20 protein-coding genes and 1 pseudogene are annotated in these 20,411 nt (G+C 40.0%); 16 read left to right on the top strand and 5 right to left on the bottom strand.

Annotated features, from left to right (window positions below):
- Positions 1–208 precede the first annotated feature (208 nt).
- On the top strand, positions 209–433 hold the full coding sequence (locus HMPREF1212_RS10925; protein ID WP_028729307.1) for a winged helix-turn-helix domain-containing protein: 225 nt from the start codon (positions 209–211) through the stop codon (positions 431–433).
- Positions 434–475: 42 nt separating this feature from the next.
- Here the strand turns inward: HMPREF1212_RS10925 and coaW are convergent, their stop codons facing one another.
- Positions 476–1,318 (bottom strand): type II pantothenate kinase, encoded by an 843-nt coding sequence (gene coaW / locus HMPREF1212_RS10930; RefSeq protein ID WP_028729308.1) that lies wholly within the window; start codon positions 1,316–1,318, stop codon positions 476–478.
- A 128-nt stretch (positions 1,319–1,446) separates the two neighbouring features.
- On the opposite strand from coaW, the gene HMPREF1212_RS10935 reads away from it, so the two are divergent.
- Together HMPREF1212_RS10935 and HMPREF1212_RS10940 are read left to right on the top strand one after the other, a co-directional pair.
- Positions 1,447–2,046 (top strand): MarC family protein, encoded by a 600-nt coding sequence (locus tag HMPREF1212_RS10935; RefSeq protein WP_046149373.1) that lies wholly within the window; start codon positions 1,447–1,449, stop codon positions 2,044–2,046.
- A 95-nt stretch (positions 2,047–2,141) separates the two neighbouring features.
- Positions 2,142–3,125 (top strand): annotated as a pseudogene (locus HMPREF1212_RS10940) (glycoside hydrolase family 43 protein); the annotation flags it as partial.
- 103 nt (positions 3,126–3,228) lie between these two features.
- Here HMPREF1212_RS10940 and HMPREF1212_RS27305 read toward each other — a convergent pair.
- Entirely contained in the window at positions 3,229–3,330 is a 102-nt protein-coding gene (locus HMPREF1212_RS27305) for an HU family DNA-binding protein (protein ID WP_225608027.1), read from the bottom strand.
- Between the two features lie 133 nt (positions 3,331–3,463).
- Here HMPREF1212_RS27305 and HMPREF1212_RS10950 point away from each other — a divergent pair, with 133 nt between their 5' ends.
- Positions 3,464–4,204 (top strand): NigD1/NigD2 family lipoprotein, encoded by a 741-nt coding sequence (locus HMPREF1212_RS10950; protein ID WP_028729311.1) that lies wholly within the window; start codon positions 3,464–3,466, stop codon positions 4,202–4,204.
- Positions 4,205–4,310: 106 nt separating this feature from the next.
- On the opposite strand, the gene HMPREF1212_RS10955 is transcribed toward HMPREF1212_RS10950, so the two are convergent.
- The 3 genes from HMPREF1212_RS10955 to HMPREF1212_RS10965 form a co-directional block, all read right to left on the bottom strand.
- Positions 4,311–4,745 carry a helix-turn-helix domain-containing protein gene (locus HMPREF1212_RS10955; RefSeq protein ID WP_157316999.1) on the bottom strand — a complete coding sequence of 145 codons (435 nt, stop codon included), beginning with the start codon at positions 4,743–4,745 and terminating at the stop codon, positions 4,311–4,313.
- A gap of 183 nt (positions 4,746–4,928) precedes the next feature.
- Positions 4,929–5,330 (bottom strand): LytR/AlgR family response regulator transcription factor, encoded by a 402-nt coding sequence (locus tag HMPREF1212_RS10960; RefSeq protein ID WP_028729312.1) that lies wholly within the window; start codon positions 5,328–5,330, stop codon positions 4,929–4,931.
- Between the two features lie 196 nt (positions 5,331–5,526).
- Positions 5,527–6,291, bottom strand: coding sequence for a helix-turn-helix domain-containing protein (locus tag HMPREF1212_RS10965; RefSeq protein WP_232430079.1), 765 nt, complete (start codon positions 6,289–6,291; stop codon positions 5,527–5,529).
- Positions 6,292–6,799: 508 nt separating this feature from the next.
- On the opposite strand from HMPREF1212_RS10965, the gene HMPREF1212_RS10970 reads away from it, so the two are divergent.
- The 12 genes from HMPREF1212_RS10970 to HMPREF1212_RS11025 all read left to right on the top strand — a co-directional run bounded on the left by HMPREF1212_RS10970 (position 6,800) and on the right by HMPREF1212_RS11025 (position 20,398).
- On the top strand, positions 6,800–9,424 hold the full coding sequence (locus HMPREF1212_RS10970) for a TonB-dependent receptor plug domain-containing protein (RefSeq protein WP_028729314.1): 2,625 nt from the start codon (positions 6,800–6,802) through the stop codon (positions 9,422–9,424).
- 29 nt (positions 9,425–9,453) lie between these two features.
- Positions 9,454–10,620 carry a DUF4876 domain-containing protein gene (locus HMPREF1212_RS10975; protein WP_046149374.1) on the top strand — a complete coding sequence of 389 codons (1,167 nt, stop codon included), beginning with the start codon at positions 9,454–9,456 and terminating at the stop codon, positions 10,618–10,620.
- The gene (locus HMPREF1212_RS10980; protein WP_232430080.1) at positions 10,620–12,167 is read left to right on the top strand and encodes a DUF6850 family outer membrane beta-barrel protein; all 1,548 of its coding nucleotides are present in this window, start codon (positions 10,620–10,622) and stop codon (positions 12,165–12,167) included. The genes HMPREF1212_RS10975 and HMPREF1212_RS10980 overlap by 1 nt, the downstream gene beginning before the upstream one ends.
- A 43-nt stretch (positions 12,168–12,210) precedes the next feature.
- The gene (locus HMPREF1212_RS10985; RefSeq protein WP_046149375.1) at positions 12,211–12,441 is read left to right on the top strand and encodes a 4Fe-4S dicluster domain-containing protein; all 231 of its coding nucleotides are present in this window, start codon (positions 12,211–12,213) and stop codon (positions 12,439–12,441) included.
- 8 nt (positions 12,442–12,449) lie between these two features.
- A complete protein-coding gene (locus HMPREF1212_RS10990; protein ID WP_082099872.1) occupies positions 12,450–14,321 on the top strand; it encodes a helix-turn-helix domain-containing protein in 1,872 nt (623 codons plus the stop codon).
- A gap of 187 nt (positions 14,322–14,508) precedes the next feature.
- Positions 14,509–15,045: a Pvc16 family protein gene (locus tag HMPREF1212_RS10995; protein ID WP_046149376.1), complete on the top strand. Its 537-nt coding sequence runs from the start codon at positions 14,509–14,511 to the stop codon at positions 15,043–15,045.
- A gap of 8 nt (positions 15,046–15,053) precedes the next feature.
- On the top strand, positions 15,054–15,809 hold the full coding sequence (locus HMPREF1212_RS11000; RefSeq protein ID WP_046149377.1) for a hypothetical protein: 756 nt from the start codon (positions 15,054–15,056) through the stop codon (positions 15,807–15,809).
- A gap of 33 nt (positions 15,810–15,842) precedes the next feature.
- Positions 15,843–17,651 carry a phage tail sheath family protein gene (locus tag HMPREF1212_RS11005; protein ID WP_046149378.1) on the top strand — a complete coding sequence of 603 codons (1,809 nt, stop codon included), beginning with the start codon at positions 15,843–15,845 and terminating at the stop codon, positions 17,649–17,651.
- 33 nt (positions 17,652–17,684) lie between these two features.
- Positions 17,685–19,211: a phage tail sheath family protein gene (locus tag HMPREF1212_RS11010; protein WP_046149379.1), complete on the top strand. Its 1,527-nt coding sequence runs from the start codon at positions 17,685–17,687 to the stop codon at positions 19,209–19,211.
- A 57-nt stretch (positions 19,212–19,268) separates the two neighbouring features.
- A complete protein-coding gene (locus HMPREF1212_RS11015; protein ID WP_046149380.1) occupies positions 19,269–19,733 on the top strand; it encodes a phage tail protein in 465 nt (154 codons plus the stop codon).
- A gap of 6 nt (positions 19,734–19,739) precedes the next feature.
- A complete protein-coding gene (locus tag HMPREF1212_RS11020; RefSeq protein ID WP_046149381.1) occupies positions 19,740–20,204 on the top strand; it encodes a phage tail protein in 465 nt (154 codons plus the stop codon).
- Between the two features lie 11 nt (positions 20,205–20,215).
- On the top strand, positions 20,216–20,398 hold the full coding sequence (locus HMPREF1212_RS11025) for a hypothetical protein (RefSeq protein WP_046149382.1): 183 nt from the start codon (positions 20,216–20,218) through the stop codon (positions 20,396–20,398).
- Positions 20,399–20,411 lie beyond the last annotated feature (13 nt).

Raw genomic sequence — 20,411 nt, forward strand, 5'->3', positions numbered from 1 at the left:
ATTTCTAGTTTTCAAAGATAGTATATTTGATGTTGATACGATGAACAATCGCAAAAACAGGACATAGAAACCCAATAATAGGAATTGATGGTTCCCTCAAAAACCGTGTACTTTGCATTCGTTTTAAACGATAGGGAAAATGAACAGAATACGTTTTCTTTTGTTTTATATTCACTGAGTAGATATATTTTTCTAAAAAATTACAATTATGGAAATAGAAAAGATCGGAGAAAATGCCGGTAAAGTCTGGCATGAGTTGAATAAGGGAAAAGAGTTGTCGATACCGGAACTAAGCAGGTTGATTGATCTGAGTCATGAAGATACCACCTTAGCAATTGGATGGCTGGCACGTGAAAACAAAGTGTATATACAACGAAAGAACGGTCAGGTATTTGTAAGCAACGGCATGATACAAGGACTATATTTTGGTTGATCATATATAGCGTCAGAAAAAAGCTTTTCTGACGCTTTTTTATTAAATAACCTTCATGTATTCTCTCTTATTGATATAGGTAAGTGCCGCTCCTATGGCTGTACGGTACTCTGCATATTCAGGAATGTGGAAACGGGTATTGTACATCGCTTCCAGTTTTGGGAATATGTCTTTGCATTGAGGAAGTTTCGTCAGGTTACCGATCAGTATGAAATCACGTATATCGCTGTTCAATGCAGCTAATATGACAGACTGACCGATGCATTGGAGTACCATATAAATAATACCCAGCGCAACATCTTCCTGTGAAGAGTTGGCATCGGCTTTACCGAATGTAGATGCTGTCGCGTCTAAAGGTAGTCCGGGTAGCGGTATATTACATATATCCTGTATTTGCAGGTTGATATTGGTTATGTCTCCTTTTAAGGCCAACTGGACAACCTGCCGTATATCCTGTGTTTTAAGAAGTAATTTGGATAAGCCAAGTACGGTTCCTCCCCCGATACCTATGCCGCCGATATGTTCTATCTTCTCCCCTTCCACCTTGACGAAAGAAGTTCCCGTCCCCATACTGACAACGATCAGTTTCTCTATCCGGGTCAGATACTGCGCTCCGAGCCCATTGGCCAGGAATTCATCGGTCTTGGCTGTTGGCAAACCATATAACGGTTGGTTTATATAAGCACTGCCAACACCTGTCAGCATTACTTTTTCAACTGCTGATAAAGGAATGTCATTATCATATAAATATTTGCCGAATGCCCCGAATAATGAAGTTACCGGGTCGGTTGCCCGAACAAACATCGGACTCTTTATTTCCTGCCCGTCGATGCCTACAATTTTGGTGGTACTTCCTCCTACATCTATACCGATTACTATTCCCATGACTTTTAAGTTCTGTTTGCGCAAAGATACTACAATTATTGTGTATTCTTTACGGCAATAGAATTACTATATAGCAGAAAATTACTATCTTCACGGGGTAAGTTTAATATTCAAAGGAAAGGTTAGTTATGTTTGAAGAATTTAATTTCCAACAAATGATCAGTGCCTTTATCGTACTGTTTGCCGTGATTGATATTATTGGGTCTATTCCTATTATTATTAACTTGAAAGACAAGGGAAAAGAGGTGAACGCCCTGAAAGCGACGGTTATCTCTTTTCTGTTGATGATCGGTTTTTTCTATGCCGGCGACTTCTTGCTGAAGCTCTTCCATGTGGATATCGCATCATTTGCCGTAGCCGGAGCGTTCGTTATCTTCTTATTATCTCTGGAAATGATACTTGATATCGAAATCTTTAAAAATACGGGGCCGATCAAGGAAGCGACGCTTGTCCCTCTCGTCTTTCCCCTGCTGGCGGGTGCCGGCTCGTTTACCACTTTATTATCGTTAAGGGCGGAATATGCCAGTGTAAATATTGTCGTGGCATTGATCCTGAATATGCTGTGGGTTTATTTTGTGGTTCGTATGACGAAACAAGTAGAGCGTTTACTGGGAAAAGGCGGGATCTATATCATACGCAAATTCTTCGGGATCATTTTGCTGGCTATCTCCGTCAGGTTGTTTACGGTAAACATTACCCTCCTGCTGGACGCCCTGCATAATCAATAAATGTATAATATGGAATAAGTGTACAATTTGCATTAAAAGAAAATTCTCCTATCTTTGTGCAATTGAAAGACACGTACATATTATAATTTATTATCATGAAAAAGAACGGATTCAAAGTATTATGGGCAACATTTCTATGTTTGTCCTTGCACATTTGCAGTTATGCGCAGGCTGAAAACCAACAGGAGAAAGATTATGTAGCTTATCTCTTTGCCTACTTCACCGGAAACAATGTAGAGCAGGAAGCCATACATTTCGCAGTGAGCGAAGACGGTTATAATTACAAGGCGCTGAACAACAATCAGCCTGTTATCGACTCGAAAAAGATTAGTTCGACCGGCGGTGTACGCGATCCTCATATCCTGCGTTGCGAGGATGGGAAAACGTTCTATATGGTAGTTACCGACATGACTTCCTCTAAGGGATGGGACTCCAACCGTGCGATGGTTTTATTGAAATCCACCGACCTGGTGAACTGGTCGTCAAGCGTAATCAATATACAGGAAAAGTATGCAGGACAGGAAGACCTGAAACGTGTATGGGCTCCGCAAACGATCTATGATCCGCAAGCAGGAAAGTATATGGTTTATTGGTCTATGCTGCATGGTGACGGTGCGGATATTATCTATTATGCATATGCTAACAAAGATTTTACCGACATTGAAGGAGAACCGAAACAGTTATTCTTCCCCGAAAACGGTAAATCCTGCATCGACGGCGACATAATCTATAAAGACGGCACTTTCTACATGTTTTATAAGACCGAAGGACATGGGAATGGTATCAAACTGGCAACAACTTCTTCTCTTACTTCCGGCCAATGGACTGAATACGACGGATACAAGCAACAGACAACGGATGCCGTGGAAGGATCGAGCGTTTTCAAACTGATCGGTTCCGACACTTACATTTTAATGTATGATGTCTATATGAAAGGCAAGTATCAGTTTACGGAAAGTAAGGATCTAAAGAATTTCAAAGTGATAGACCACACTATCTCAATGGATTTCCATCCCCGTCATGGCTCGGTCATACCGATTACCCGTGAAGAGCTGAAGCGGCTTAAAAATAATATGCCAATGTGATAATGGCACATTGGCATATTGACGCATTATTCCCCCTTATTCAGGAACTTAAGCAGGTCTTTTCCCAGTTTGAATTTTATGCTGTTGCGAGCCGGGATTAGTGAGGAGAGCCTGTTTGTGGATTACGTCCGGTACGTTCACTCTGCGGCCATAGTGTAAACGTACCGAATCCCTGACTGGTTATTGCTCCTTCTTCCATGAGCAGGAATAATCGATTATTTAAAGATCACAAGAAGTTTATTAATATATTTTATCAACCTTCTTTGCAGCATTTTCAAACTCTTATCCATCTTCACTGATATAAACATTTAATAATTTAGTGATATTAAGCTATGAAGACGTTGAAATTACTTTTAATGGCCACGGGAGTATTATTTACTTCTTTAACCTTTCAATCTTGTTTGGATGATGATGACTATAATTATGGGTATCTAACGCCAAACGCCCTTGTAACAGTAAAGCCGGTTAGCGACAATTCGTTCTTCCTGCAACTGGATGACACTACAACCTTATTACCTGTAAACATTGCTTCTTCTCCTTACGGAAACAAAGAAGTAAGAGCTTTGGTTAATTGCAGGGAAGTGAATGAGCCCGCTGAAGGCTATAGTAAAGCTGTCTATGTAAATTGGATAGACAGTATCCTGACAAAACAAATAGCACCGGATCTGGGAGTAGAAAATGATTCTGTATATGGTACCGATCCCGTAGATATGATTAGAGATTGGGTTACTATTGCAGAAGATGGTTATCTGACACTCCGTTTCAGAACAAACTGGGGAGATCGTAACAAAGCTCATTTTGTAAACTTGCTGGCAAGCCAGGATCCGGCTAATCCTTATGAAGTGGAATTCCGCCACAATGCTTATGGAGATGTTTATGGAGTCGAAGGGGATGGATTGGTTGCATTCAACCTGGGTAGTCTGCCTGATACAGAAGGTAAAACGGTTAAACTGAAATTGAAGTGGAAATCGCCCGTCGGAGATAAATCGGTAGAGTTTGATTATTGTACGCGTAAGGCTACTCCTGGAAAATCTTCAATTGGTGACGAAAGAAGTGTGTTGAATCTGAAATAAATACAGGGTATATCAATTTAAGAGTGGTAAATAAAATATACCGGAACAAAAAAGCTACATCAAAATTATTGATGTAGCTTTTTTGCTTATATCCCCTCAGAAATTATCAGTCGGAAGAATTTTCAATATGACGGTACTCACTTGGTAACATTTTGTATTTGGACTTGAACTGACGTAAAAACGTACGGGTCGTCTTAAATCCCGATTCGTCAGCTACTGCATCTACGGTTTTATTGCTATCGTCCAATAATAATGTGCAGGCATATTCCAGACGATGATTATTCACCAGTTCCAGGAGTGTCATATTGGCTTTTGCATTCAGAGCCTTATTGACAAGCTCTTTATTGATATGACAACATTTTCCTACTTTTGCTATATCAATACCTTTATCCAGATAATGCTTTTCGATAACGATAAACCGGATAATCGAAGCATAAATTGATTCAAACTCTTCTTTGCATTCTTCAATAACCGAAAGAGAGTTTTCTCCTTTAACAGCCACCAATTCATTCTTTTTCTGACGACGATAATAATAGATCATATAGCCTAACAATATGAAAATAACCAGTGAAATAAAACTATATAACTGATAATATTCAATTATCTTTTGTTGTTCTGCAATTTTATGTTCTAGCTCAGTATTCAACAAGAGAATCAGGAAGACTATTATTAAAGATTCCATTTATAATATCATTAATTAGTGCAATGAGATAATACCAACAATTCAACCGATTGTTCCCAATATGTTGAAATGGGATAATATTTCTTTTTTATATTGCCTGCCGATAGGGATCATATGTTCGCCGATATAAAATGTATTACCTATATAACTGGTGACATGATTCTTGTTAATAATAAAAGAACGATGTACCCGGAGGAATAAAAGTTCCGATAGATGTTGCATCGTTTCAGCCAGTGTGTATGATACTGTTATTTTACCTGTCTGTAAATAGAAATTACAGTAGCTTCCCGATGCTTCAATATAAAGAATATCACTAAATGATATTTTACGGAAGTGATCCTGAATTTTGATAAAGATATTATCTAATGTGTTTTTATCTGTGCAACTTGATGCATTAGCTGCCGTTTCTACCTGTGTTTGTTCCTTAAAATTGAGTGTGTTCATTTTGTTTCATGTTTATAGGCTTAATGAGCCTTGGTTATGTCAACAAAAATAAGTAGGAAGCCAGGTTTTGTAATTCCAGAATGTTTCTTATTCAATTATTTTTATATTATTCTTATTATCAGATTATTAAACGTTGAGCTAAGTGCTTTTTTATTTATGATTTAAGAATAAAATATATAATATCGGAATATCTTCATTAGGAATTAAGCTTCATTTTCTTTCTCCATTGGGAAGGTGGCATATGATGTCGCGCATTAAAAGCCTGATAGAACGTAGATGAAGTTTGAAAGCCCACCAACTCGGAAATTTCTATTACCTTTATATTGGTATCCTTTAACCATGATTCTGCTTCATCCAGACGAAGAGCCGTCAGATAATCAGAAAAGCGAACTCCTAATTGCTGATTAAAGTAATGACTTAATGAAGTGGCATTCGTGCCAAGTTCACTGGCAAGTATTTTTAGGGTCAGATCTGGATTGTGCAGGATATCCGGTGATTTTAATAGACTGATTATCCGCTCTCCCTCTTCCTGGTTGAATTGAGTAGATACTTCTATTTTATCTTTTGGATTAGCTTCAGTTCTGATGAAAAAATAAGGTAATAGGTAAAAGCCTATTTTACGCTTTACAGTCCGGTAAAATACGGACCGTTTCAATAAATATACACCAATAAGAATAAGTGACAGATTATACAGAATATTGCATATATAACTCGGAGTAAGCATACTCATTACAGAAATGAATATGAAACATAAAACGCATAATAACTCTCTTTTAATAATTTGTATTTGCGGTGTATTATCGTTTATTCTGCTTAAAAGACGAGGCAGATAAACAAACAATTGTACCGCCAGAAGCAAATAACAACTGATACGGAAAGAGACCCACCAGGCAGAGCGATCAAGTCCGAATTCATGCCAGCTATAGATCAATTTATCAGGTACCGGATTGAATAATGTCATCGCTACATAAATAACAGTTAATACTCCCGGAGGAAGTAAGTGTCGTCTCCATTGCCGGGCATCCGGTAAACGATTAGTTATCCGAAAACGGAAATACAAATAAAACAAGGGAGTGAGCAATGTGAAAGCCCAGCTGTTCAAACTGGAAATAAGGGCAATCTTTCTGAAAAGGAAGAGTCCTTCATACCAACTGTTGTAAAAGGATACAACACAGAGTACCAGCGTGATGAAAGTTGTAAGTATGGTCTTTTTGTTATATCTGCCATATTGTAACAAAGAAATCCCGGCGATGCTTAAAACACCCCAGGCTAATAAGGAAGTACAAATAACTAAAATCTGAAATAATAATGATAACATAAAAACATTTCTGAATGCAAATGTACTTACTAAAGTTTATAAATGCAGGTTTCTTTGTTTTTTTATTTTCAGACGATAAGTGAACAAAATAAAATAGCTTATTTTGTACTGCCATAAGGCTTTTAACAGTAGGTAATCTACAAAAGAGAAGATGAATAAGCATAGCTGCAGGAAAGCTTTTGAGGTAATTTTCTTTGTCTTTTGTTCGTTAATAATTAACGGGCAAGAGAAAATAACAGTACCTGATACCCTGCGTAATATCCGGCTCCGGGAGGTGGTAGTCACGGCTACTCCATCAGATGCACCGGGTACCAGTTCCTTGATTGGGCACGATGCCATCCGGCATATACAAGCGACTGATTTATCAGACTTGTCCCAATTATTACCTGGCGTACTTACCCGTAATCCTGATTTGAATTCTCCTGCTGTCTTCACAGTCCGTAGTGCTACATACGAGAATGCGACAAATGCATTGGGAACCGCTATACTGGTAGATGGAGTGCGAATGAACAATAATATGAATATGCAGCAACTGGGACTTGAAGGTCAAGGTAGCCTGTTTAACAGTTCTGCTCTTTCAGGATTTGATGTCCGTTCGATTTCACCTGCTTCCATAGAATCTGTAGAGGTGATACGCGGAGTGCCTTCGGCCCGCTATGGGGATGCTACCAGCGGCGTTGTATTGGTAAACTCGAAAGCCGGATTGCAACCTTATACGGTGGGATTGCGTTTTACGGCAACTGAGAAACTTGCTTCTATAGGTAAAGGTATGGCTATGGGAGCGAATGGAGGTATTCTCTACCTGGGAGCAGATTATGCACTTTCATCGCAAGATCCCCGACTGCCGGAACAAACATTTCAACGGATAGGTATTCAAATAGCTCATGCGAAAGACTTTGCTACGGCATCACTTCGTTTTAATTTGCGGGGATATTGGACACTGGATAAAGGAGGCGGAGGTCGCAACACTATTGACGGTGAATATCAGAAAGCCTTTAACCGGGGCTTTTCATTCTCGGCAAACGGACGCTGGGATTTAAATAAATCCTGGATTTCAAACTTGGAATATCATGCCGGATTGACCTATAGTTACCAGAAGAATGAATCGAGTATATATTACTCAAGCACGCAGCAGGTAACAACTTATACCCGTCAGCCGGGTGAGCAGGCCGGTATATTTTTAGCTCCCAACTACTTCAGCGATCTTTCGGTGGAAGGGAAACCGTTATCCGCAGATGCGTCACTTACGGCCAATCTCAGAAGTACACTATCGAATAATGTATATAATCATTTTATGCTTGGTCTGGAAATGGGGACAGAGGGTAACCGTGGAGAAGGTATTCAGTTCGACCCTCTCCGCCCGTCGTTGGAAATGATCCGAATGCGTACCCGTTCTTTTCGGAGTATTCCCTTTGTACATCAATATACAGCTTTCGCAGAAGATAAGGTCACTTTCCATACAGGAAAGATGAGAACTGAAATACAAGCTGGTGTACGTTTCACCAAACTGCAAACAGAGGCATTGCGTTATGCCCCGACAGCAGATCCGCGTATCAACGTCAGACAGATTCTGTTGGAACAAAATGAAAATCCACTACTGAAACACCTTAGTATACGCGCAGGTTGGGGACTGATGCGTAAGATGCCGGTCTTAGCCTATTTGTATCCGGATAAATCCTATACCGATAAAAATAGCTTTACTTATAATGATATGGAGAATAACGAGCGACTGACTGTGATGCATACTTTTGTGACCGATCATACTTTTAATCCAAATTTGCGCTTACCGGTAAACCGAAAATTGGAGTTGGGACTTAACCTGCGGCTAGGACAAATGACTGCCGATATTGTATGGTTCAGAGAGCATCTTCAGAATGGATTCAGCACAACGGAACAAGCTGAACCTTTTACATACCGACGTTACGATCCGTTAACCGGTAAAGGGGAATATCCCGAACTGACTCCCGATGGGGTAGTGAACAACGGGAAGCCTCTCTCCTACACTACCCTTGCAACGTTCGCCACTTTCACTTCCCCGGAAAATGGTATTGAGCAATTGAAACAAGGCATTGAATATACATTCGATATGGGGCACTGGAATACTTTGCATACTTCACTGTTTATCAGTGGCAGTTATTTAAAGTTACATGAAAAAAACACGGCATTGTCAGCAGTGTATCCCCAGGTTGAGCTGAATGGCAAGCCATATCCGTATGTCGGTATTTATGAAGCAGATCACCTGGCCGCCAATTTGCGGGTTTGGCAACAATTCAATACCCGTTTCCAGTTCATCACCCAGTTACCCCGCATCGGTTTGATCACTACTTTAACTTTACAGGCCGTATGGATGGATAAACAACGCCGTGGCATGGAAAGCAGTTACAATAATCCCGTTTACCTGATCGACGATAATGGGAACCGGCTCGATGGAGATCCGATGACCGATATAGAACATCGTAAACGTCTCAATCCAGTATATTATATGGATAGTGATGGAGTACGACATCCCTTCACTCCGGAAATGGCGAACGATAAACGTTTCGCTGATCTGGTGCTGGATGCTGGCACACTGACCCGGTATCAGGAAGATTCGTTCGGCCCCTATTTCCTGTTGAATCTTCGGGTAACGAAAGAGATAGGGCGCTATGTATCAGTTGCTTTTTGTGCCAATAATTTTACGCAATCGAATCCAAAGAAATACACCAGTAGCACACAACAATATACGATTCAAAATCCTGGTTTATATTATGGAGCCGAGATGACGATCCGGTTTTAAAAGAGTTTTTAATATAAAAAAAACATCAAATGAAAAAAGGTTTTTACTTATTACTTGCTTTAGTTTTATTCTTTGCTTCCTGTTCGGAAGATGAGAAACAATCTTCCAGTATTTATATCCAGCTAGTTGCTCCCGAAGGTTATTCAACGTTGCCTTATGAAGAAATGGAAGTTGCACTGACGAATAAAGATCAGGGAACTGTGTATTCTGTGCATTGTTCATCTACAGGAAAGGCTTCATTCAACGTTGAACCGGGTTACTATGCTGCTTCGGTACATTATCAAGCCGCTTCCGGACTGATTTTTAGCGGAAGAATAGAATCTTTATCGTTGCTTTCAGACCAGGAACAAGGTGTGATAGAGCTACCGTTATCACAGGCTAAAATAAATGCTCTTGTCATTAAAGAGATTTACTTTGGTGGTTGCATGGGATTGAATGATAAAGAATATCAGGCAGATCAGTATGTGACCTTATATAACAATTCAGATCAGACAATTTATCTGGATGGTTTGTGTGTCGGAATTGTGGATCCGGGTAGCAATCTGGAATCTCCCTGGATGAATTATACGGATATGAAACGGATTCCGGTAAATGATCTGACCTGGCAGTTTCCTGGAAAAGGGAAAGAATATCCTTTGGCACCGGGAGAAGAAACAACCATTGCCACGAATGCCGTGGATCATACGGGCGGAGAGTTTCAACACACTAACTCTGTCGATCTGTCCGGGGTCGATTGGGGATTTTGGGATGTGAGTCTTGAACGGCAAAATATTACTACCGGTGTTAAACCCATGACGTTGCTCGCAAATCTGAATCCTTTATTAGTAATGTACTCTCTCCCGGTTTTTGGCCCTACATTTATGGTATTCAGCTTGCAGGATTCACCGGAAGAATATGTACAAGATCTGGATAATCGCGAACCGCGTCCCCAGGCGGCTAATCAGGACAAGCGTTATCTGATGGTTCCTCAGGAATGGGTAATAGACTGTATAGAGTGTGTGAAAGATATCAATTCACCTAAGCGAGTGCCTAATGAACTTGATAACGGGAAATGTTATATTCCGGGAGACAGGTATTCAGGCCGGTCGATTATCAGAAAGAAAACAGGAATGGCAGACGGACATGTTATTTATCAGGATACAAATAATTCCGCCGAAGATATGGAAGTTACATTTGCTACCCTAAAAACAAAATAATGGCCATGAGGAGCCGGGAAATATTGTTCGGACTATTATTTTCGTTATCCACGACGGTTTCTGCTCAAACGGATACGTTGTATATACCTTCGATAAAAGAAGTGTATAGACACAATAGCTGGTTGGGCGGCGCTAACCCTGTGGGATTGTCGTTTAATCGTTTCCGCTCTTTCTCTGTGGCGGAAGCAAGTTACGGCCATCACAAAGGAAATTTTGGGAACGTCAGTCTTCCGGCTTCTGCGGATGTGTACTCTGTATATAGCGAATCATTTCAGACTGTAAATAAAGTGTCGCTTTATGGTAAGATCGGTTACACCCAGTTTCAGAATCGACAACAGAACTGGAATGGAATGACAGGTGACTATTGGCAGGCTATAAACTTGTGTGACTCCATAAGTGGAAAGCAGCGTTTGGAGCAATATCAATTGTCGGGAGGTTTTTCTCTGCCGATCCATCGGCAATGGTTGCTGGGTGTAAAAGCGGATTATAAAGTACAGCTGACTGCCAAAGATATTGATCCACGAAATAAAAATCAGTGGATGGAGTGGCGCCTTACACCAGGTGTGGGATATCTGTGCGGGAATTTACATTTGGGCGCGTCACTGCTTTATGTCCGTCGAAAAGAGACCGTAGATTATCAAAATATGGGTAGTCATACAACTTATCCCGTCCTGGTAGCTTATCCGTTGGGGTTCTTTAAAACCTTATCATGGGGCGAAAATGTGAATTGGTATTATACCGGACAAGAGGTTGGTGGTGCTTTACAGTTTGACTTGAATCGTGGTTCTTTCCAATTATACCAGGAGATCTGTGGGAGTTTCGCCGGACAGACAGTAGAGAGTGACCGTATAAAAAATAAGAAAGAAGGCGAAACGGATAACTGGCAGGTGGAGTATAAAGGTAAGTTACAGCAGGTGTTCCCCGGCTGCAGGCATGAATGGGAATGGCTGGCTACATTTAGTCATGCTGATAACTTTGATCCATTGCAGCATCAAGTGGAATCGGATACCTGGCAATCGGATGGAAGATTACTTCGCTCTACCCGGCGTACAAGCCGATATGCTTTGAATTATGGGTATTATCGGTTACGTGATGCCTGGCATTCCTATTTTTATATCCTTTCAGGTATTAGTTATCGTCAGGCGAAAACAGCTTTATTATTCTATCCGGCAGAGTATACACAGCCGATTCACCGGTTTACAATCCATACTACATTTGTTCAAAATTTTTTATTACCAAATGCCTCACTCGACTTATCTCTGGGAGCTCAATATGGGAAAGGTGGTGGATCGATTATGGAAGAAAAGCAGCTGTCACCTGAAGAAAATGCTCCGGAAATCACCTTATGGCAGAATCACAGCAGATTACAACAAGTGTTCGATTATGAAACGATGTCGCGTTGGGGTTTACATTCTTCTGTAACTTATACCAGATCAGCTTCTTTTCGCTGGTTTATTCAGCTGACGTTTGATTTTGAAAAGACACCTCGAGATGTAATTTATACTGATTCACGAAAAATAACGGCACAAATCGGATTGCTATTTTAAATAGAATATGTAGTTTTGATAAACAATTAAAAAAAACAGTATTATGGAAAACAATGAAGGAAAAATTTTAGAACAAACTGGACAGGATATACCTATAACATTATGGACTATTGACGATTCAAAATGTAACGTTTGTGGAGAATGTGTGGACGCTTGTAAGCGCGGAATACTTAAAGTTAAAGATAAAACAATTGTAATTAGTAGTCAATGGGATTGTAATTGGTGTGGAGATTGTGCTGGTGCTTGTGCTTCGGGTGCTATTGAATTGACTTAATAAGACAAATGAGAGCATTCCTTCTATTTCTTTTTATATTCTTCATATATATCGGTTGTACAAATCAGACTCAGGAGAAAAATGATTCATTAGATGAAAAGTTAGCGGTTACATCTATTTTATCTCTCTCATTTGACTCTTTATGGCAAGATGTACAAAAACTGCCATTCCAACAACAAGTTACAATTTTACTTCAGGTAACCAGTCGAGATGAAAAAGAAATAGATAGAATGCGAAAACAAGAAAAGCTCTTGTTAGAATCCCTTCCTTCCGCATCTAAGAAAGATAAGAAAAAAATGCTATTCCGATTACTAGATATTTATGATAGATTAAATAAGCAAAGAGACCAAGATGCTGATATAAAAGGAATTCAGTTGAGTAAAGAACTAGAGAGAAATTATTCGCTTTCGCGGGAAGAAAAATGGGAAATAAAGAAAATAAAAGCTGAATTGTTATGTAAAAGAGGATTACATGAACAATATCTACCCATTTGGTTTGAGTTATTGGCAGAGCATCGTATTGCAGGTGAATTCGAGTTTGTCATAAAGGACCTTTTTACTATAGCCAATCAATTTGCGATATTAGGAGATCAAGAAAAAGGTATCTCCTTATATAAAGAAGCTTATCAACTGGCTATTGAAAATCGTCTTCCTGATTTAAGTAGACAATGTGTAATTAGATTAATTTACCTTTTCTATGAATCGAAACAATATGAGGAAGTTGTGAATTATGCTAATGAAATAGGACTAGATTCTTTAGCATCATATATACCTTCTGCTTATTCTGTATTATCTACGTGTTATTTAGAACTTCAAAAACCTGATAGTGCACGAATTTGTTTAACTAAAAATCAAAAATTGAAAACAGGACAAGGAATGACTCTTAACTGTAGTATTGCTGAAACCTATATTGCAGAAAATAGAATTGATTCAGCTCTTGTTTTTTTAGAAAAGGCGAATAAACAATATCAAAATCAGGCTAAACATCTCAAAAAGAAAAATGTAAATTCTTCTCTTCCTTTTAACTTTTTGCAACCTTATTCATCTTTAGCAACTTTATATCAACAAAACGGAAATTATCAACAAGCAGATGAAGCATTTACTATAGTTGAGCCGTTAATGAGAAAGTCAATCAAAAATCCAGATCAATTGGAGATCCAAGCCAATGCCCTCACCCGCTATAGCTCTTTTTGTCGGGCTACCAAGCAATATGAAAAAGCCGTAGATTTATTAGTGTGTCGAGACTCCATCCAGCAAATCATTAACAAGGTCAATAAGGAACGTGAAAGTAAAAATCTTATGGATCGTTTGCAAATTAAAGATTTAATGCACAAACTCGAGATGCAGGAAGCTTTATTGATTAATTCACATCGCATAATTGCAGTCTCATCCGCTTGTGCAGTCTTATTCCTCTTTTTTATATGTGCTATAGGCTACATTTATCAGCAACGGAAGAAGCGGTTATCGGTTATACTAAATAAGGAAAAAGAAGTAGAACAACCTAAATCATCGGTAATACCAGAAAATAGAAAGCCGCTTAGCTCTGAAGAAAAACTCTTTCGTGCCGCCCAAAAGAAAGTAAGTTCCGAAAAGCTGTATCTCAATAAAGATATAAAACTTAAATCACTGGCAAAAATGTTGGGGACCAATCACTCATATCTGTCATCATGCATTAATACTTGTTCAGGTAATAACTACAATCATTGGATTAATGATTTTCGCATTGATTATTTACTGGAACAAATACATTCAGGAAAGAAATTATCAGATTTGGCTAATGAAGCGGGCTTTGCATCCACTGATGCCTTTTATCGTAGCTTTAAACGAAAGACAAATCTTACCCCAAACGAATATCTGAAACAGCATGCAGAGAATATTTGATTTTGTACCTAACGAGCATGAAAAGCATGATTGATCTTACCGATATATGATGGGTATGAAGGGACTCTGAATTCCGTTCATGCCTTTTTTTATGCATTTCATCACCGTTTTTTTGTCGTCTACGGATTTCATTTCATAGTCTTTTATCTTTTTAATATCTTTCCGCTTCAATAAAACCAATGATGCCATGATAAGGATGATTTTGACACATTTTGCTGCCCGCTTGGATGAATATCTGCGCAGGAAGTTTCCCCAACCTGAGGGAATAGCAGAAGTAGGCTTTATAGGCAACGGCTTAGAAGAGAGACCTTGTAAGTTGATTATTTCGTTAGTCAATATAGAACGGGAGACGGCTGGAGGTATCTCGGGAGGTATTCGCCGGAACGATTCTGAATATGAACGGAGCTATCCGCCGCTATTACTGAATCTGGATCTGATGCTTGCTGCCGTATATGATGAAAAACGCTATGCGGAATCACTGTCGGTCTTATCAGAAACGCTCACTTTTATACAATCCCGCCCTTATTTTGATTTGAATGGACAGAAGTACACAATAGAAATTGTAACGCTGTCGGCACAAGATATCAATAATACCTGGACTACGCTGGGTGGGCAGTATTATCCGTCGATAATGTGTAAGTTACGCAGGTTGACGATTAATGCCGCGGAAGTCAGTGGTAGTAGCAGTCTTACCAGTGAACCGAATATACGTTTAACTAAATAAGAGCAAATATGAGTAAGTACATAGCAATTGCTACTATACGCCTGGAACATGACTATTACAACCCACCCACAAGCAGACACTTTCGTTTAGAGCCTATGCCCAAAACTAAGGAGTTAATGAGACGACGTGGGGTCTTGTTTATACAAACAAATCATAATGAGTGGCAATGGCTGACAGAAGAGGATAACACCAAAAGCATTGAGAACGAAGAAATGGAGCTCGCTGTAATAGTAACCGATCCGGTCTTTATGCTTCAGGTTGCAATAAAGGAATATAATCCGCAAATACTCTATCAAATCAATCTGGATAGAGATATCATAATAGATGAAGAGTATAGCATGTCTCCGGTATCCGGCAAAACAAAACTTCAAGGTGAATTTTGCCGGATCGTACTTAAACCAAAAGAAAAATATACTATCAAGTTTTGTTCTTGTTCTTATTACTGGGAATATCTGTTTATCTTCAGAGACGAAACTGACCTTCGTGGAGAGCATTTGATATTAGAATCTATGCCTAGAGAAGTTATATCTTTCCATTCTCCTGAGAAATATGAACATGGTATAATATCGCAAAAAAATGTATGGCGTATTGTTTCCGAAAAGAAAATAAAGGTACAGGAACACTATGATTTTAGACTATCTGTTTATGATAATTCGCCCAACGGTAATGGGCGAAAAATAATAAGCAGGTTTATTACTTCTCCACGACTCAATAAGTTTGTTGCCGATCGTTCGGATATTCTTAGGGAGATAATTTATTTATAGAAACTATAATTACTAATCTAAAAAATCTAATTTATGAGCGAATACAAAACACCTGGCGTTTATATCAAAGAGAAAAACGCTTTCGGCAACTCGGTAGTGGAAGCCGAAACAGCTATTCCCGCTTTCATCGGTTATACCGAAAAGGCCCGAAACGGCAATGACGACCTGAAAAATGTTCCCTGGAAAATTTCGTCGATGACGGAGTTTATACAGTATTTTGGTGGGGCACCGGAACTAAAGTTCGATGTGGATATTGTAAAGTATCATCCAGATGCAAAGATGGATGGGGCTAGCGTTATACCTGATAAAGCCACACTAAAACCATCATCATCCTTGTTCCAATTTGATATTGAAACAGAAGAAAAAGATGATTTTGAGATTGGTCAGGAGAAAAAGAAAACTTCGTTTCAAGTGAACTATGCATTTTGCATTGACGGGACTCATGCATATACATTATATTATAATATACAGTTATTCTTTGCCAACGGTGGTGGTGCTTGCTATATCGTTTCGGTGGGCAACTACAAAGATACATTAAACAAAGATGCCATGATTAAGGCATTGGATACATTAAAGCTGGAACAGGAAATTACAATGGTAGTAATACCGGAGGCCGTAAAATTATCGAATAAAAATAACTTCAAAGATGTACAGCAACAAATGCTTTCTCATTGTGGATATGATATGAAAAACCGTTTCGCCCTGCTTGATATTTATCCGAAAGCGGATGAAAATACACGTATCGACAGTCAGGTGAATGTTTTCTGGGAGAACATCGGTTCAAGCTTCCTGTCGTACGGTGCTGCTTATTTCCCTTGGCTGAATACTTCTGTATTAGGTGAGCGCGATTTGGACGGCAACATGTTCACATGGGGTGACAAAGGTTATATTTATTGGTGTAAGTTCTCCAATATCGATCCCGGCTTTTCCAATATTATAAATGCATATTATGGTGATGAATTTGAGTTGAAAGTAGGTGAAACAAAGACGGTAAGGAAGCATGAATTTAAGTTCGATGAGGTTAATAAAAATAATGAAGGCGATGATATTTATCCAACTGAAGGTGAAACAGAAAAGGCCATTGGTAAAATTGAAAAAATAGAAGATATAAAGGACAATGAAGAAAAAGTTGTAGCCAAAAAGATAAAAGTAATTTGGAAACCTTCATTTATCGATATCGAAGACAAACAAACCTTCCATCTGGCGTTGCTTAACAGTTCTTTTGTTTACAAGCAGATGATTAAAGGTCTACTGAAAAGCTTGAACCTCCTCCCTCCTTCCGCAGCTATGGCCGGTATCTATACGATGGTAGATAGAAGTCGTGGCGTATGGAAAGCCCCTGCCAATGTAACGTTGAGCTATGTAGACAGCGTGGCAGAGGATATCGATGACGAGCAACAGGCCGGGTTGAATGCACCGATGAACGGAAAAGCCATCAATGTAATCCGTCCTTTCCGTGGTGAAGGTATAAAAGTATGGGGAGCACGCACCCTTGACGGCAACTCCCTCGATTGGCGATATATTAATGTACGTCGCACGCTGCTCTTCCTCGAAGAGTCCGTGAAGAATGCTGCCCGTGCTTATGTGTTCGAACCAAACGATGCCGGTACGTGGATCAACATGAAATGCATGATAGAAAGCTTCCTGCGAAGCGTATGGAAACGCGGCGGACTGGCAGGAGCTACTCCTGAAGATGCCTATGAAGTGCATATCGGACTGGGAGACACCATGACTGCTGAAGATATTTTGGAAGGCATTATGCGCGTTACGGTATTGGTAGCCGTCACGCATCCGGCCGAATTTATCGAGATAACTTTCCAGCAGCAAATGCAAAAGAGTTAATAACCCGTTGTTAAACTTAAAACAATAAGAATCATGGGAGAATACAAGACCCCCGGCGTTTACATAAAAGAGAAGAACGCTTTCGGCAATTCCGTTGTGGAAGTCGAAACAGCCATCCCTGTTTTTATCGGTCTTACAGAGAAAGCACAGGACGGCACAACGTCTCTGCTGAATAAGCCGATGCGGATTTCATCAATGACGGAGTTCAACAATTATTTTGGTGGTGCACCGACACCGAAGTTTACACTTTCTATTGAAGAAATAAAAGGAGATGATGAGAGTAACTATCTGATTTGTTTACCTGACAAAAAAAAGGAAAAGGCTTTGAAGGTAAAGTCTCCAGACGCAATTTACACTTTGTATTATCACATGGTGCTGTTCTTTGCCAATGGCGGCGGAACATGCTATGTGGTTTCGATAGGAGATTATAAGACAGGGTCTCTTGACAAAAGTATTATTAAGGATAGCGTCTTCCCTGAACTGAAAAAAGTACAGGATATCACAATGTTGGTTGTTCCCGAAGCCTTACAGGTAACAGATTGGAAAGACATCTACACTAACCTTTTGGGATTGTGCGACAGCAAGAAATACTTCGTATTGCTGGATGTACCCATGAAAGGAGACGAAGAAGAGAAAGATCCGGCAACTTGTTTCCGCAACAAAATAGGTTCGAATAACCTTCAGTTTGCAGCCGCTTATTATCCTTGGCTGGAAACCTCTGTTTTATCGGATAATGACATTACCCAGGATAATATCAAATGGAAGGAACCTCCGACATTATTATCGCCTTTCTTCAACTGGACACCCCCTAAAGAAGGGGATGTGTTCCCATTAGATAAATATGTATCCGGACTTTTAACCCGGAAAAAAGAGTTGAAAAACGACAATGCAGTTAAAGAAATCGATAAAGAACTCCATAACGCCTTGTTGCAAAACTGGCCGGAATACAGTCTGATGGTAAAGAAAGTGAAAGACCATCTGAATCTCCTCCCTCCTTCGGCTGCTATGGCCGGTGTCTATACGATGGTCGATAATACGCGCGGTGTATGGAAAGCTCCGGCTAATGTATCTGTCAACTACGTGAATAAACCTGCAATCCCTATCACGAATGCAGACCAGGAAGAGCTGAACATGCCGATGAGTGGAAAAGCAATTAATGCGATCCGCTCCTTCCCCGGCGAAGGTATCAAAGTATGGGGAACACGCACGCTTGATGGTAATTCACAGGACTGGCGTTATATTAATGTACGCCGTACGATGACTTTTCTGGAGCAGTCGGTAAAGAATGCTGCCCGTGCTTATGTGTTCGAACCGAACGACGCCAACACGTGGATCAACATGAAATGTATGATAGAGAGCTTCCTGCGTAGCGTCTGGAAACGCGGTGGACTGGCAGGTGCTACACCGGAAGATGCTTATAGCGTACACGTAGGTTTAGGCGATACCATGACTCCTGAGGATATCCTCGAAGGAATTATGCGCATCACAGTACTGGTAGCTATTTCGCATCCGGCAGAATTTATCGAAATCACCTTCCAGCAGCAAATGCAGAAAAGCTAACTAAAAATGAGAATTAAGAATTAAATCAAAAGTTAACAATTTAATAAGTTTAATATTATGGCAGACGATAATGGTTCAGCACAGAGTTCGAGCACGCAAATGTGGCCGTTACCCAGTTTTTATTTCAAAGTATCTATCTCCAATGTAGGAGATATGTCGTGCAGTGAAGTTTCCGGTCTTGAAGCGGAATATGAAGAGTTGACTTATCGCGCAGGCGACAGTAAAATATTTACGAAGATGAAAATGCCCGGACTGAAGAAAGCCGGTGACGTGACTTTGAAGAAAGGTGTTTTCAAAGATGACAAAGCCATGTGGGATTGGATTAACAAAGTCAATATGAACATCATCCAACGTGAAACAGTAACCATCAGCCTGCTGGATGAAAGCGGCAGTCCTGTAAAGACCTGGGAAGTGGCAAATGCATGGCCCAAAAAGATAACGGTGGAAGGCTTCAAATCAGACGCTAATTCACCGGCGATGGAGACATTGATATTGGCACACGAAGGAGTAACGGTTAAATAATGTAATATGCCGGACAACGCTGTAACAAACTGGACACCTCCTGTAAGTTTCCATTTTCTGGTGGATTTTCAAAGTAAGCTGGATCATTTCCAGACTTCATTCACAGAGGTTTCCGGTTTGGATATACGGCTTGAAACGCACGAAAAACCGAATGATACAGGTATATGGATAAAAATGCCGGCTAAAGTCACATACGGAAACATTACGCTCAAACGTCCTGCGACTCCCCTGAATAATGATACATTCCTTAAGTGGGTTAATAAATGTCTCAAAACGGATAAAGACAAGCGTATTATACCGTATGACGTAATAATCAAATTACTGGACGAAAAAGGGAATCCATTGATCGGTTGGAAATGTGCATACGCATATCCTATACAATGGACACCCGGCGGACTGGATGCGGAAAAGAGCGGATTGGCAACAGAAACGGTAGTCCTGACCTGCAACCGGATAGATCGTATACTATAAATAGAAACCTTATGCCTGTCATCATCAAAGAAATGCGCATTCGTACCGTGATAGAAAAACGGATCATCACGGATGCAGAAATTTCGGAAGAAATCATCCGAAAGATAGAAGACCGTGTACTGGACAGGCTGTCTGCCGGAGAAAGCGGACACTTGGCCGCACAACGGTGGCAGCGGAAAAAGAACGAACGGTAATAACGTATAAAAA

The organism is Parabacteroides sp. HGS0025, assembly GCF_000969845.1.
GTDB classification, from domain to species: domain Bacteria; phylum Bacteroidota; class Bacteroidia; order Bacteroidales; family Tannerellaceae; genus Parabacteroides; species Parabacteroides gordonii.